The organism is Staphylococcus gallinarum (genome assembly GCF_029774255.1).
GTDB classification, from domain to species: Bacteria; Bacillota; Bacilli; order Staphylococcales; family Staphylococcaceae; genus Staphylococcus; species Staphylococcus gallinarum.
On sequence record NZ_CP069082.1, the window covers coordinates 1,300,127 to 1,314,841 of the forward strand.

Sequence of the window (14,715 nt, forward strand, 5' to 3'; positions counted from 1 at the left end):
TATTACAAGTCTATTGAATTTAGTCATGTTTTATATTGAATATTTCAGGGCACTATTTAATAGATATTGTTGTTTGAAATGTTATTTATTGTTTAATAGAAACTGGAATAAATTTTTATTCTACAATATTAGGGTTCGCGCTTTATTTCAGGCTATTTGTAATATAAAATGATATCAGAACATAAAATAGTAGGTTAATAGAGGTGTTTAGGTTGTCAAAGTTCTTTAAAAATAACAAAGCGATTGTTATTTTATGTGCAATCATAGTGTTTATAGCCTTGATTGGCGTATCTTTGCGCTCTCAATCGCAATCACCTGTAGAACAATATGTAGGTGATTCGGTCTCATTTGGGCAAAGAGTAGTAAGTTACCCTGTTCAATTTGTAACAGGATCTATTGGGAATTTGTTCTCTGGCGATAGTTCCGAGGAGCAAAGTAGTAAAATTAAGAAATTGGAAGCGGAGAACGAAAGGCTTGAAGGGGAGAATAAGAAATACAAAAAGGAATTAGATATTGATGATATTTCTAAATTTGATCCTATTTCAAGCACCGTTTTATCTAGGAATCCAGATCAATGGATGAATACCTTAGTTATCAATCAAGGTTCGAAAGATGGAATAGAAAAGAACATGGCTGTATTAACTTCTGAAGGTTTAGTAGGGCGCATCTCTAAAGTAAATCAATTTTCATCTCAGGTTGATTTGATATCCACGAACACACGATCTAACCGATTGTCTGTTAATATCCAACATAAAGGTAAAAATGTATTTGGACTCATAGACAATTATGATGAAAAAACAGACGAACTTGTGATTACGGATATCGATAATAAAGATAGTGTTAAAAAAGGAGATAAAGTAGTTACAAGTGGATTAGCTGATCAGCTTCCTAGCGGTATTTACATAGGTGAAGTGGAAAAAGTTCAAAAAGACGAATATGGTTTATCTAAAGAGGTCAAAGTGAAAACTGCAGCAAATTTGACTGATTTAAATCATGTATACGTTGCTAAGAGAAATCCTTCCACAATACCAGATAATGAAAGCGGTGGTAATTAATGCGTTCACTGTATTACTTTCTAATTGGTATTGTGCTATTTTACATCGATACTGTAATCGGATTAGTAATTCCGATGCAAATTGGACAAAAGGATATTATTTTTGTTCCACATCTTACATTGATGTATATATTAATCATCTGTGTATACAGAAGTTTTAATGTTGCTATGATATTAGGTGCTGTACTCGGTTTGATTACGGATATTTATTTTGGAAGTTTCTATGGCTTGTATTTATTTGGTTATATATTACTCGTTGTGTTGATGGATTTTTTCTTTAGATCATTTTATCGAGACAAAGTCATGTTATTTATAGCTACTTGGGCTTCAATACTAGTGCTAGAAATTTATGTCGCTATCATATATGCAACTTTAGGATTGATACATTTTAATTTAGTGGATTTTGTATTATTTAGAATTTTACCAACATTATTATTAAACTTTTTATTATTATTAATTGTATTTCCATTAATCACAAAATTTTTGAGAAAAGTTCAAATCAAGATTGACAGTAAATAGTTGTGATGCTAAAATGCAGTAGTTGAGTAGTTTATAGCTACATACAACCGCTCAGATTCAGGTTCAAGTACAAGATTGTCACCTGTCTTTGGCGTGACTTAAATTATAGGAGGTGCAAAGTATGTTTGCTATTATTGAAACAGGTGGAAAACAAGTTAAAGTTGAAGAAGGTCAAGAAATCTTCGTTGAGAAATTAGAAGCAAATGAAGGAGATTCATTTACTTTTGATAAAGTCTTATTCGTAGGTGGAGACGCAGTTAAAGTTGGTGCGCCAACAGTTGAAGGTGCTACTGTTACTGCTACAGTTGAAAAACACGGTCGTGGTAAGAAAATCACTGTATTCACTTACAAACGTCGTAAAGACTCTAAACGTAAAAAAGGTCATCGTCAACCTTACACTAAATTAACAATCAACAAAATCAACGCATAATAATGATTTCAGTTGATGTTACACTGAATGATGCAGGTCAAGTTACTGACGTAGTTATGGATGGTCATGCTGATCATGGTGACTATGGTCACGATATTGTTTGTGCCGGAGCATCTGCAGTGCTATTTGGTAGTGTGAATGCTATTATGGGATTGACATCTGAGAAACCAGATATCAATTATAATGACGATGGCGGGCATTTTCATATTAGAAGTGTCGATACCAATAATGAACAAGCGCAATTAATTCTTCAAGCAATGTTAGTATCTTTACAAACAATTGAAGAGGAATATAAAGAAAACATTAGACTAAATTATAAGTGAGGTGCAACCAAATGTTAAAATTAAACTTACAATTCTTCGCATCTAAAAAAGGGGTAAGTTCTACAAAAAACGGACGTGACTCTGAATCAAAACGTTTAGGTGCTAAACGTGCTGACGGTCAATACGTTACTGGCGGTTCAATCTTATTCCGTCAACGTGGTACTAAAATCTACCCTGGTGAAAATGTAGGTCGTGGTGGCGACGATACATTATTCGCTAAAATCGACGGCGTTGTTAAATTCGAACGCAAAGGTCGCGACAAAAAACAAGTTTCTGTATACGCAGCAGCTGAGTAATTTTGTCAACGTTAACACCAGAAGTGATTACTTCTGGTGTTTATTTTTTGTCTTTATTTCTAGTTTTTTGAGATAATGCTATAATATATAAGAATTAAAAAAATAAAATGAATGAAAAAGAGGTGAAATCATGTTTGTCGATCAGGTTAAGATATCACTCAAAGCAGGTGATGGTGGTAACGGTATAACTGCATACCGTAGAGAGAAATATGTTCCGTTTGGTGGACCAGCAGGCGGTGACGGCGGTGATGGTGCTTCAATAATATTTGAGGTAGATGAAGGTTTAAGAACTTTATTAGATTTTAGATATCAAACGCATTTTAAAGCTAAACGTGGCGAAGGTGGCCAAAGTAGTAACATGCATGGTAAAAATGCTGAGCATTTAGTATTAAAGGTTCCACCTGGTACAATTGTTAAAAGTGTTGAAACTGAAGAAGTATTAGCGGATTTGGTAGAAGATGGTCAACAAGCTGTTGTGGCTAAAGGTGGCCGCGGCGGACGTGGTAATTCACGTTTCGCTTCTCCAAGAAACCCAGCACCGGACTTTAGTGAAAATGGTGAACCAGGTGAAGAGATCGAAGTAACGCTAGAGTTGAAATTATTAGCAGATGTCGGTTTAGTTGGATTTCCAAGTGTTGGTAAATCTACATTATTATCTATTGTGTCTAAAGCAAAACCGAAAATTGGTGCGTATCATTTCACAACGATTAAACCTAATTTAGGTGTAGTTTCTACAAAGGACCAAAGAAGCTTTGTATTAGCAGACTTACCAGGTTTAATTGAAGGTGCGGCTGAAGGTGTAGGCTTAGGTCATCAATTTTTAAAACACGTTGAACGTACAAAAGTAATTGTTCATATGATTGATATGAGTGGTTCAGAAGGGCGTGATCCTTTCGAAGACTACAAGGTCATTAATGACGAGCTGAAAGCATATGAACAACGTTTGGAAGATAGACCTCAAATTGTTGTGGCAAATAAAATGGATATGCCGGATGCTGAAGATAATTTACAATTGTTTAAAGAACAAGTCGATGATGACAGTGTGGAAATCATTGCAATTTCAACATTTACAAGAGAGAATATAGATCATTTATTATATGCTATCGCAGATAAACTAGAAGAAGTGAAAGATGTCGATTTCAATAAAGAAGACGAAGATTTAGGTGTTAACCGGGTATTATACAAACATACACCAAGTCAAGATAAGTTCACAATTACTAGAGATGATGATGCGGCATATGTTGTAAGTGGTAAAGCAATTGAACGTATGTTCAAGATGACTGATTTCAACAGTGATCCTGCAGTACGACGATTCGCACGTCAAATGAGGTCTATGGGAATCGATGATGCATTAAGAGCGCGTGGTTGTAAAAATGGCGATATCGTAAGAATTCTTGGTGGAGAATTTGAATTTATTGAATAGGAGTGCTTGAAATGGACGAAAAAGATTATAAAAAGTTTTATTTAATTAGGGAAGATGTGCTACCAGAATCGGTCGTGAAAACTCTTAAAATTAAAGATCTTTTAAAGAATGATCCTTCTATGTCCATTTTCGAAGCAGTTAAGAAATTCGATTTATCTAGAAGTGCTTTTTACAAATATCGAGATACTATTTTTCCAATTGATGAAAAAATGGAAGAAACGCGTGAGTTTACTTTGATATTATATGTAAATGATATTGTGGGGATGCTTGCGGGTGTATTGAATACGATTTCTCAATTGAGTTTGTCGGTGCTAACAATACACCAGAGTATTCCAATGGAAGGTAGAGCAACCATTACGCTCTCATTAGATGCAAAAGGTACAAATTTAGAAGTAGATGATGTTATTCAGGCATTGAATAAAGTTGATCAAGTTTCTAAAGTGGATTTAATTAGTATGACCATATAAGGAAGTGTAAATGTGTACGCATATATTAAAGGTATATTATCAGAATTGCACCCAACTCATGTTGTGTTAGAAACGGCGGGCATCGGTTATGAAATTCAAACACCTAATTCATATCGTTTTCAAAAATATTTAGAACAAGAAGTCATTATCCACACTTCTTTAATAGTTAGAGAAGATGCACAATTATTGTATGGATTTATGAATCAAGAAGAAAAGGATATGTTCTTAAGTCTAATCAAAGTAACAGGTATTGGACCTAAATCTGCATTGGCGATTCTTGCCAGTAGTTCTCCAAATGAGGTTAAAATTGCTATCGAAAATGAAAATGATGCATATTTAACTAAATTCCCAGGAATTGGTAAGAAAACTGCACGTCAGATTGTTTTAGACTTAAAAGGTAAAGTGCAAATTAACGATATTGATGAACGACAACAATTAGACTTAGGTGTAGAAGACGATAGTGCTTCACAAGTTATAAAGGAAGCTTTACTAGCACTTGAGGCACTTGGTTATTCTAAGCGTGAATTAACTAAAGTTGAGAAAGCTTTAAATAAAGATACATTTGAATCAGTGGATGAAGCAGTCAAACGTGGTTTACAGTTATTAGTTTCCTAGATATGAATTTATAAATTTAGAGGGGGGATAAATGTGGATGAAAGAATGGTAGATCAATCAATGCATGAAGATGAAACGTCATTTGAATATTCTTTAAGACCGACTAAACTAAGGCAGTATATAGGCCAATCAGCGATAAAGTCGAATTTAGAGGTGTTTATCAAGGCGGCAAAACTACGTCAGGAACCATTAGATCACGTATTGTTATTTGGTCCCCCTGGTTTAGGAAAAACAACTTTATCTCATATTATTGCAAATGAAATGGATGTAAATATTAGAACAGTTTCGGGACCTTCAATCGAGCGCCCTGGCGATTTAGCTGCAATATTATCAGGATTACAACCTGGCGATGTTTTATTTATTGATGAAATACATAGATTGAGCAGTGTTGTTGAAGAAGTATTATATCCTGCAATGGAGGATTTCTTTTTAGATATCGTAATCGGTAAAGGTGAAGAAGCAAGAAGCATTCGTATTGACTTACCACCATTTACATTAATTGGAGCTACAACAAGAGCAGGTAGCTTATCTGCACCCTTAAGAGATAGATTTGGCGTACATTTAAGATTAGAATATTATAAAGAAACTGAATTAAAGGAAATTATTATTCGAACTGCTGAAGTACTTGGAACTTCCATTGATGAAGAAAGTGCAATTGAATTGGCAAAGCGTAGTAGAGGTACACCGCGTGTTGCAAATAGATTGTTAAAACGAGTTCGTGATTTCCAGCAAGTGAATAATGATGAGATTATTCATATTGATACAACGAAGCATTCGCTTGAGTTATTGCAAGTTGATGATCAAGGATTAGATTATATTGACCATAAAATGATGAATTGTATTTTACAACAGTATAGTGGAGGTCCGGTTGGATTGGATACGATTGCTGTATCAATAGGTGAAGAACGAGTTACGATTGAAGATGTTTATGAGCCGTTTTTAATTCAAAAGGGCTTTATTGAAAGAACACCTAGAGGTCGTAAAGCAACGGCATATGCATATGAACATTTTGGAAAGAATGAAAAGAGGGACTAAGTTGGATATTGAAGCGTTTGATTACCATTTACCTGAGTCACTAATTGCTCAAACACCATTGAAAAATAGAGATGAGAGCAGACTTTTAGTGTTGGGTAAAGATTCTGGAGACATTGAACATAGACAATTTAAAAATGTGATTGAATACCTAAATGAAGGAGACACGTTAGTCTTAAATGACACGCGTGTAATGCCAGCAAGGTTATTTGGTTTGAAAGAAGATACTGGAGCCAAAGTTGAAATGCTTATGCTGACACAAATAGAAGGCAATGATTGGGAAGTATTATTGAAACCTGCAAAAAGAATTAAAGTAGGTAATAAGCTATCCTTTGGTGACGGGAAAATTGTTGCAGAGTGTATGGAAGAGCTTGACCAGGGTGGACGTATAATGCGATTGCATTATGAAGGTATATTGCAAGAACGTCTAGATGAACTTGGTGAAATGCCTCTACCGCCATATATCAAAGAACGTTTAGATGATCAGGAGCGTTATCAAACAGTTTATGCCAAAGAATCAGGGTCTGCAGCCGCACCAACAGCAGGATTACATTTTACAGATGACTTATTACAACAAATCAGAGATAAAGGTGTTAACATTGCCTTTGTTACACTACATGTAGGTCTTGGAACGTTTAGACCTGTTAGTGTGGATAATATAGATGATCACGAAATGCATAGTGAATATTATCAAATTAATCAAGAAACTGCAGACTTGTTGAATGCTACAAGAGCACAAGGTAAACGTATTATTTCAGTTGGAACAACGTCAACTAGAACATTGGAAACAATCATGCAGTCCAACGAATCGTTTGTTGCGCAAAGTGGTTGGACAGATATTTTTATTTATCCTGGTTTTGAATATAAGGCAATTGATGGATTAATTACTAACTTCCATTTGCCTAAATCAACGCTAGTGATGTTAGTATCTGCTTTTAGTTCACGTGATTATATTATTAATGCATATCAAAAAGCAGTTGAGTTAGAATATAGATTCTTTAGTTTTGGAGACGCAATGTTAATTATTTAAGGGAATTGAGAGGAGATTATTATGCCAGCAGTTACTTATGAACATATTAAGACTTGTAAGCAATCTGGTGCGAGATTGGGTATTGTTCACACACCGCATGGCTCTTTTGAAACACCAATGTTTATGCCAGTAGGAACAAAAGCAACGGTAAAAACAATGAGCCCTGAAGAGTTAAAGCAAATGGAAGCTAAAATCATCTTAGGAAACACATATCATTTGTGGTTACAACCAGGAAATGATATCATCAGAAAGAGTGGGGGCTTGCATCAGTTCATGAACTGGGATGGTCCGATACTGACTGATTCTGGTGGTTTCCAGGTGTTTAGTTTGAGTAATTTAAGAAATATTACTGAAAAGGGCGTTGAGTTTCGTCATCATACTAATGGTTCTAAGTTATTCTTAAGTCCAGAGAAGTCGATGGAAATTCAAAATGATTTAGGTTCAGATATTATGATGGCTTTTGATGAATGTCCACCAATGCCAGCTGAATACCAATATGTAAAGGATTCAATTGAACGAACAACAAGATGGGCTGAGAGATGTTTAAAGGCACATAAGAGACCTGAGGATCAAGCTTTATTTGGTATTATTCAAGGTGGGGAATACAAGGATTTAAGACAACAAAGTGCTGAGGAATTAGTTGCTTTGAATTTCCCTGGATATGCAATCGGTGGTTTGTCAGTTGGTGAACCGAAACCTGTTATGTATGATATGGTTGAGCATACAGAACAATTCATGCCTAAAGATAAACCGCGTTATTTAATGGGAGTAGGATCTCCGGATGCATTAATTGAATGTAGTATTCGCGGTATGGATATGTTTGATTGTGTGTTACCTACACGTATTGCACGAAATGGGACATGTATGACATCCGAAGGCCGATTAATTATCAAAAATGCTAAATACGCAGAAGATTTGCGACCACTTGATGAGAATTGCGACTGCTATACATGTAAGAATTATAGTAGAGCTTACATAAGACACTTAATCAAAGCAGAAGAAACTTTTGGTATCCGTCTTACTACTTATCATAATTTACATTTTCTGCTTAAATTAATGGAATATATACGACAAGCTATTCGTGAAGATCGTCTTCTTGATTTTAAAGAAGAATTTTTTGAGCAGTATGGGCTTAATGTAGAGAACCCAAAAAACTTTTAAAGAGGAGCAATAAACTATGCAATTTACTTCATTGATATTACCAATTTTATTATTAGTATTAATGTGGTTCTTCTTAATCAGACCACAACAAAAGAAAGCCAAAGAGCATCGTGAAATGATTAGTCAAGTAACAACTGGTCAACACGTAACAACAATTGGCGGTATTAAAGGGACTGTACGTAGTGTAGATGAAACTACAGTAGTACTATCATTAAATAGTAATGGTACTGAAATTACTTTAGAGAAACCAGCAATTAAACAAGTGGATCCATCATAATTTGGATTATTTAGAACCGATGCCTGACATCGGTTCTTTTTTTATGATTTATAGCTAATCGTTTCGTAAGAGGGTATGGAAATAGATAAAGGTGTAAAGGGTTTGTTATATAAACGCTTACAATATGTTTTTTAATTTACAAATAGTTGAGTTGGTTTTTCCTATGGTTGTAATATGTTAAGATATATAAGGTCATACAGTTAGATTTCAAAGCTTTATAAGACTTGCAAACAAACGTTTTAATCAAGTATTCTTATAACATAAGCTAACAATGAGGTGTTTAAGTGAAAAAAGGTAGTAGAATAGTTGCATTCTTATTACTTGTAGTCCTTCTTTTTGCAGGAATGGGACTTACATATAAGAATGTAGTTAAAGATGTCAACCTTGGTTTAGACCTCCAAGGTGGTTTTGAAGTCTTATATCAAGTTAATCCTTTGCAAAAAGGTGACAAGATAGACGATAAAGCGGTAAAAGCAACCGCTAAGACACTAGAGAACCGTGTCAATGTTCTCGGGGTTTCAGAACCTAAAATACAGGTCGAAGATAAGAACAGAATTCGTGTTCAACTTGCTGGAATTAAGAATCAATCACAAGCAAGAGATATCTTATCATCACAAGCTAATTTAACGATTCGTGATGCTGACGACAATGTTAAATTAACAGGTAAAGATATTCAACAAGGTTCTGCTAAGCAAGAATTTAAACAAAATACGAACCAACCTGCAGTTACTTTCAAATTAAAAGATAGTGATAAATTTAGAAAAGTAACAGAAGAAATTTCTAAAAAAGATGAAAATGTAATGGTCGTATGGTTAGATCATCAAAAAGGAGATACGTATCATAAGGAAAAAGATAAAAAAGATCCTAAATACGTTTCTGCAGCATCAGTCGATAAACCTATCAACTCAGATAGTGTAGAAATTTCTGGTGGTTTTAACGGCGAAAAAGGTGTAGAAAAAGCAAAACAGATTTCAGAATTACTTAATGCAGGTTCTTTACCTGTTGATTTAAAAGAAATTTATTCTAATTCTGTTGGTGCCCAATTCGGCCAAGATGCACTAGATAAAACTGTACTTGCGGCATTTGTTGGTGTCGGTATTATTTATCTATTTATGTTAGGCTTCTATCGTTTGCCAGGTCTAGTAGCGGTTATCGCATTAACTGCTTATATCTATTTAACGCTTGTTGCGTTTAACTTTATTTCTGGTGTGTTAACACTACCAGGTTTAGCCGCACTAGTATTAGGTGTAGGTATGGCAGTCGATGCTAATATCATTATGTATGAACGGATAAAAGATGAGTTGAAGATAGGAAGGACGCTTAAACAGGCTTATAAACGAGCGAATAAAAGCTCATTCCTTACAATTGTCGATGCTCAGCTAACGACAGTAATTGCAGCGGCAGTGTTATTCTTCTTTGGTGAAAGTTCAGTTAAAGGTTTCGCAACAATGTTGCTATTAGGTATACTAATGATCTTTGTAACAGCTGTGTTCCTTTCTAGAGCACTCTTATCATTATTAGTATCATCTAACTTCTTTAAGAAATCTTATTGGTTATTTGGTGTTAAAAGGAAAGAAAGATATGATATTAACGACAGTAAAGATGTCCATGACTTAAAAACACCTTATGAAAAAATAGACTTTGTTAAATTAGCCAAACCATTAATATCTTTAAGTATATTAATATTAATTGTTGGGGCAATCATTCTATTTATCTTCCGATTAAATCTAGGAATTGATTTCACAAGTGGTACACGTGTTGACTTTGAATCTGATCATAAAGTATCAGACACGAAAATTGAAAAGACACTGGCAGCTAAGGATTTCAAACCTGATCAAGTTTCATTGGGAGAAAATGGTAAAAATGCTACTGTCCAATATAAGAAAGACTTATCTAAGGAAGATGTTTCAAAAATTAAAAACATCATACACAGTAACTATGGTCATGACCCAACTGTAAATACGGTTTCACCGGTTATCGGTCAAGAGTTGGCTAAAAATGCAATGTTAGCATTGCTATACGCTTCTATTGGTATAATTATTTATATTTCATTCCGATTTGAATGGAGAATGGGACTATCTTCAATCTTAGCATTGTTACATGATGCGTTTATGATAGTCGCAGTATTTAGTTTATTCCGTCTCGAAGTTGATATCACATTCATTGCTGCAGTGTTGACAATCGTTGGTTATTCTATAAACGACACTATTGTTACGTTTGACAGGGTACGTGAGAACTTACACAAAATAAAAGTAATCACAAAAACATCGCAGATTGATGATATTGTAAATAGATCGATTAGACAGACGATGACTCGCTCAATCAACACTGTATTAACAGTAGTTATTGTAGTGGTTGCATTATTATTATTTGGAGCACCAAGCATCTTCAACTTCTCATTAGCGTTACTTGTTGGTTTGATTATGGGTGTATTCTCATCTGTATTTATTGCAGTACCGTTATGGGGCATTATGAAGAAACGACAACTTAAGAAAACAGATAATCATAAATTAGTTGTATATAAAGAAAAGAAATCTAATGATGAAAAAATCTTAGTATAAAAGAATAAGTCAAAGTTTTTGAATATAGATTTTTAAGCTTGAAATGAAGAATCTTATTTGAATACGATATACTCCCTTCATAGTTGACACTGACAAATGTTGACTATGAAGGGAGTTTTTTTATCACTAAGTGAAATTGTATGTTACATAAAATGCAGTCGTTGAATTTTACCTAATATTAATATGTGAAATCAGAACTTTTACGAAGTGTGTAAATAAAGTGCATATCTCAATAATGTCATTCAATGGTCTATTGTTGAGCTGGTATTTCTTTAGTTTGTCTTCAAAATGAAGTTCTATAAATATAATAAGTGTTAAAAACTGTTAAATATATTAACAAGTGAATTATCTAAGATTTATCTCCTATGGGCTTTTCTTTAATGATTTTATAATTGACAAGCTTCATTAAATGTAAGTACTTTTTATTTTGTTATTTCTTTTGTATAATTGCTTGTGGAAATGAGGGATAATCTTATGATTAAATCGAAGTATGCTTGGGATATTAAACATCCCGAATCAAAGATTACGGATGATATAGCATCAAAATATAAACTAACTCCAATTGTAAAAAAGATATTAGAAAGTAAAGGCCTTACAGATGCTAATACGATAGAATCACTTTTAAGTGATGATGGTGTGCTACATAATCCGATGGCAATGAGTGATATGCAAAAAGCAGTTGAACGTATCAATTTAGCTATCGATCAAAATCAAAAAATACTTGTATATGGGGACTATGATGCGGACGGTGTGACATCGACGACCATTTTAGTTACGGCATTAAGAGAGTTAGGTGCCCATGTAGGTTGGTATATACCTAATCGCTTTACAGAAGGTTACGGTCCTAATGAGATGGCCTTTAAAAATGCATACGACGAAGGTGTATCATTAATTATTACTGTAGATAATGGTATCCAAGGACATAAAGAAATTGAAATGATACAGGAATTAGGTGTTGATGTGATTGTAACAGATCACCATGAAATAGGTGAAACACTACCTAACGCTTTTGCAATTGTACATCCAATGCATCCTGATTTTGACTATCCATTTAAGTATTTATGTGGCGCGGGTGTAGCGTATAAATTAACTCAATCATTACTTGAACAACCTCCAGTGTCATTTTTAGGATTAGTGGCAATTGGTACGATCGCAGATTTAGTTTCATTAACCGATGAAAATAGAACTCTAGTTAAACAAGGTTTAAATGTATTAAATGATCATTGTCCACCTGCTATTAAGGCGCTTTTAAAGCAAGCTGACTATAACGATGAAATTAATGAAGAAACGATTGGATTTATTATTGGGCCTAGGTTGAATGCTGTAGGAAGATTGGAAGATGCAACTTTAGCTGCAGAATTATTAATGTGTGATAATGAAGAAGAAGCTGAATTTTATGCTGATCAGGTTGAATTTTTCAATCAAGAGCGAAAGGATATCGTAGCGCAAATTACAGAAGAAGCATTACAGGTTGCCGAAGAACAAGTGCAAAATGGCAATAAATTCTTAGTATTAGCACAAGCTGATTGGCATGAAGGTGTACTAGGTATTGTTGCTTCAAAAATAGTGGAAACCTATGCATTGCCAACTTTAATTCTAAATATTGATGAGGCACAACAACATGCTAAAGGATCTGCAAGAAGTATTGAACAAGTATCAATGTTTGAAATTTTGACTGAGCATGCATCGTTAATTGATAAATTTGGTGGACACCATATGGCTGCTGGAATGACGTTAGCAATCGAGAATGTAGAACCATTACGTCAAGCTCTTAATGCCTCTATGGCAGAAATTGAGCAAACGACATCATTAGAGCCACGAAAGCATGTAGATACAACTATTGAGGAATCTGAAATTACATTGAAAAACATTCAAGATATACAAAGGTTGAGACCGTTTGGTTCGGATTTTACCAGTCCGTGTTTTGAATTAGAAGATGTAATAGTGCAACAAGCAAAAGCGATTGGGCAAGATAAGAAACATTTGAAATTGACAATGGGTGAAGAGAAATTACAAGCTATATTTTGGCAAAATGGCCATTTAGTTCAAGAGCTTGGTGACGGGCAACCAATTAATGTGATTGGAACATTGCAAATTAATGAATGGAATGGCTTTCAATCACCACAATTTATGATTCAAGATTTGGCTAATAATAGTTTGCAAATTTTAGATTATAGAAGTAAAAGCAAAGTGAATCAATTTCAAGGTGATGAAGCAGATATTGCATATTTAGTCCATCAATCAAGTGACAAAGTTGCTGACAACTATTATGTTTATGGTGAAACGATAGAACAAGATTATAATAAATATGTCTTAAGAGATTTGCCGAAATCAATAAATCATTTAAAAAATACACTAAAAAGTATCAATGTTTCACAAATTTATCTTGTGTTAAATCATGAGCGTTCGGTATACTTTGAAGGTATGCCTAAAATGGAAACTTTTAAAAATTGCTTCAAAGCAATTGCATCGAAAGGGCAAATTAATTTAGCAAAAGATGGCATGCATCTATGTCAGTTTCTAAATGTTGAGCCAACAATGCTCAAGTTTATCTTGAAAGTTTTTATGGACTTGGACTTTATAAAAGATGAAAATGGTATAATATCTATGAATCAAACTTCAACTAAAAGGGAAATTGAATCAAGTAAATATTATCAAGGTAGACTCGATAGAATAGCAGTTGAAAAACTCATGCTTTATGAAGATTTTAGTAATCTTAAACAGTGGATTAAGGCAGAATTGAAAGATAATTAGGAGGAACTATGTATGGATTTAAAACAATATGTCTCTGAGGTTAAGGATTGGCCAAAACCAGGTGTAGACTTTAAAGATATTACAACGATTATGGATAATGGTGAGGCATATGGTTATGCTACCGATCAAATCGTAAACTATGCGAAAGAACGCAATGTTGATGTGGTAGTCGGTCCAGAAGCTCGTGGATTTATTATTGGATGTCCAGTAGCATATTCGATGGGGATTGGATTTGCTCCTGTACGTAAAGAAGGCAAATTACCAAGAGAAGTTATACGTTATGAATACGATTTAGAATATGGTTCGAATATTTTAACGATGCATAAAGATGCGATTAAACCAGGACAGCGTGTCTTAATAACAGATGATTTATTGGCAACTGGCGGCACAATTGAAGCAGCGATTAAACTTGTTGAACAATTAGGTGGTATCGTAGTAGGTATTGCATTTATCATCGAATTAAAATATTTAAATGGTATTGAAAAAATTAAGGATTACGATGTAATGAGCTTAATTTCATACGAAGACTAAATCATTTAAATAAAAGTCAGATGAAGACATTTAAGTATGTAAGTGTAGTCATTTGGCTTTTATTTTATAGCATTAAAACCTAAGTCATTTATTAGAATTTGACAGAATTTTTTGTGTTCTTGTTACACAGTAATTGTAATCGAGTTAAATTTTTAATACATTTTATTATTAGTAGTGGGAACTCATTTATTTATTTTAAAACATGTAGTATCATATAACTATTATTCGAATTTTGTATAAAA

15 protein-coding genes and 1 other annotated feature are annotated in these 14,715 nt (G+C 34.0%); all 15 genes read left to right on the top strand.

Going from position 1 to position 14,715, the window contains the following annotated elements:
- Nucleotides 1–212: 212 nt before the first annotated feature.
- The 15 genes from mreC to JN168_RS06145 all read left to right on the top strand — a co-directional run bounded on the left by mreC (nucleotide 213) and on the right by JN168_RS06145 (nucleotide 14,473).
- Nucleotides 213–1,055 carry a rod shape-determining protein MreC gene (gene mreC / locus JN168_RS06075; protein WP_229367264.1) on the top strand — a complete coding sequence of 281 codons (843 nt, stop codon included), beginning with the start codon at nucleotides 213–215 and terminating at the stop codon, nucleotides 1,053–1,055.
- Nucleotides 1,055–1,573 (top strand): rod shape-determining protein MreD, encoded by a 519-nt coding sequence (mreD, locus tag JN168_RS06080; protein WP_042738493.1) that lies wholly within the window; start codon nucleotides 1,055–1,057, stop codon nucleotides 1,571–1,573. The genes mreC and mreD overlap by 1 nt, the downstream gene beginning before the upstream one ends.
- Before the next feature lie 35 nt (nucleotides 1,574–1,608).
- Nucleotides 1,609–1,682 (top strand) — a sequence feature (ribosomal protein L21 leader region).
- A gap of 12 nt (nucleotides 1,683–1,694) precedes the next feature.
- On the top strand, nucleotides 1,695–2,003 hold the full coding sequence (gene rplU / locus JN168_RS06085; RefSeq protein ID WP_042738494.1) for a 50S ribosomal protein L21: 309 nt from the start codon (nucleotides 1,695–1,697) through the stop codon (nucleotides 2,001–2,003).
- Nucleotides 2,004–2,005: 2 nt separating this feature from the next.
- The gene (locus JN168_RS06090) at nucleotides 2,006–2,326 is read left to right on the top strand and encodes a ribosomal-processing cysteine protease Prp (RefSeq protein ID WP_042738495.1); all 321 of its coding nucleotides are present in this window, start codon (nucleotides 2,006–2,008) and stop codon (nucleotides 2,324–2,326) included.
- An 11-nt stretch (nucleotides 2,327–2,337) separates the two neighbouring features.
- Nucleotides 2,338–2,622 carry a 50S ribosomal protein L27 gene (rpmA, locus tag JN168_RS06095; protein WP_042738496.1) on the top strand — a complete coding sequence of 95 codons (285 nt, stop codon included), beginning with the start codon at nucleotides 2,338–2,340 and terminating at the stop codon, nucleotides 2,620–2,622.
- Nucleotides 2,623–2,752: 130 nt separating this feature from the next.
- Nucleotides 2,753–4,045 carry a GTPase ObgE gene (obgE, locus tag JN168_RS06100; RefSeq protein WP_042738497.1) on the top strand — a complete coding sequence of 431 codons (1,293 nt, stop codon included), beginning with the start codon at nucleotides 2,753–2,755 and terminating at the stop codon, nucleotides 4,043–4,045.
- An 11-nt stretch (nucleotides 4,046–4,056) separates the two neighbouring features.
- Nucleotides 4,057–4,512 carry an ACT domain-containing protein gene (locus JN168_RS06105; protein WP_042738498.1) on the top strand — a complete coding sequence of 152 codons (456 nt, stop codon included), beginning with the start codon at nucleotides 4,057–4,059 and terminating at the stop codon, nucleotides 4,510–4,512.
- Between the two features lie 12 nt (nucleotides 4,513–4,524).
- Complete coding sequence (gene ruvA, locus JN168_RS06110; RefSeq protein ID WP_042738499.1) at nucleotides 4,525–5,127, top strand: Holliday junction branch migration protein RuvA; 603 nt, start codon at nucleotides 4,525–4,527, stop codon at nucleotides 5,125–5,127.
- Between the two features lie 33 nt (nucleotides 5,128–5,160).
- Nucleotides 5,161–6,162, top strand: a complete 1,002-nt coding sequence (ruvB, locus tag JN168_RS06115; RefSeq protein ID WP_042738500.1) for a Holliday junction branch migration DNA helicase RuvB — start codon at nucleotides 5,161–5,163, stop codon at nucleotides 6,160–6,162.
- Nucleotide 6,163: 1 nt separating this feature from the next.
- A complete protein-coding gene (queA, locus tag JN168_RS06120; protein ID WP_042738501.1) occupies nucleotides 6,164–7,189 on the top strand; it encodes a tRNA preQ1(34) S-adenosylmethionine ribosyltransferase-isomerase QueA in 1,026 nt (341 codons plus the stop codon).
- Between the two features lie 21 nt (nucleotides 7,190–7,210).
- A complete protein-coding gene (tgt, locus tag JN168_RS06125; RefSeq protein WP_279526237.1) occupies nucleotides 7,211–8,350 on the top strand; it encodes a tRNA guanosine(34) transglycosylase Tgt in 1,140 nt (379 codons plus the stop codon).
- 16 nt (nucleotides 8,351–8,366) lie between these two features.
- Nucleotides 8,367–8,627, top strand: a complete 261-nt coding sequence (yajC, locus tag JN168_RS06130) for a preprotein translocase subunit YajC (protein WP_042738503.1) — start codon at nucleotides 8,367–8,369, stop codon at nucleotides 8,625–8,627.
- Nucleotides 8,628–8,911: 284 nt separating this feature from the next.
- Nucleotides 8,912–11,188 (top strand): protein translocase subunit SecDF, encoded by a 2,277-nt coding sequence (gene secDF, locus JN168_RS06135; protein WP_042738504.1) that lies wholly within the window; start codon nucleotides 8,912–8,914, stop codon nucleotides 11,186–11,188.
- A gap of 474 nt (nucleotides 11,189–11,662) precedes the next feature.
- The gene (recJ, locus tag JN168_RS06140) at nucleotides 11,663–13,942 is read left to right on the top strand and encodes a single-stranded-DNA-specific exonuclease RecJ (protein WP_042738505.1); all 2,280 of its coding nucleotides are present in this window, start codon (nucleotides 11,663–11,665) and stop codon (nucleotides 13,940–13,942) included.
- A gap of 12 nt (nucleotides 13,943–13,954) precedes the next feature.
- Nucleotides 13,955–14,473, top strand: coding sequence for an adenine phosphoribosyltransferase (locus JN168_RS06145; protein WP_042738506.1), 519 nt, complete (start codon nucleotides 13,955–13,957; stop codon nucleotides 14,471–14,473).
- Nucleotides 14,474–14,715: the final 242 nt, after the last annotated feature.

Excerpts from the sequence above, each read along its gene's own strand:
- JN168_RS06090 (WP_042738495.1), top strand. The coding sequence starts at position 2,006 with ATGATTTCAGTTGATGTTACACTGAATGATGCAGGTCAAGTTACTGAC.
- mreD (WP_042738493.1), top strand. The coding sequence starts at position 1,055 with ATGCGTTCACTGTATTACTTTCTAATTGGTATTGTGCTATTTTACATC.
- rplU (WP_042738494.1), top strand. The coding sequence starts at position 1,695 with ATGTTTGCTATTATTGAAACAGGTGGAAAACAAGTTAAAGTTGAAGAA.
- JN168_RS06145 (WP_042738506.1), top strand. The coding sequence starts at position 13,955 with ATGGATTTAAAACAATATGTCTCTGAGGTTAAGGATTGGCCAAAACCA.
- obgE (WP_042738497.1), top strand. The coding sequence starts at position 2,753 with ATGTTTGTCGATCAGGTTAAGATATCACTCAAAGCAGGTGATGGTGGT.
- recJ (WP_042738505.1), top strand. The coding sequence starts at position 11,663 with ATGATTAAATCGAAGTATGCTTGGGATATTAAACATCCCGAATCAAAG.
- JN168_RS06105 (WP_042738498.1), top strand. The coding sequence starts at position 4,057 with ATGGACGAAAAAGATTATAAAAAGTTTTATTTAATTAGGGAAGATGTG.
- yajC (WP_042738503.1), top strand. The coding sequence starts at position 8,367 with ATGCAATTTACTTCATTGATATTACCAATTTTATTATTAGTATTAATG.
- rpmA (WP_042738496.1), top strand. The coding sequence starts at position 2,338 with ATGTTAAAATTAAACTTACAATTCTTCGCATCTAAAAAAGGGGTAAGT.
- tgt (WP_279526237.1), top strand. The coding sequence starts at position 7,211 with ATGCCAGCAGTTACTTATGAACATATTAAGACTTGTAAGCAATCTGGT.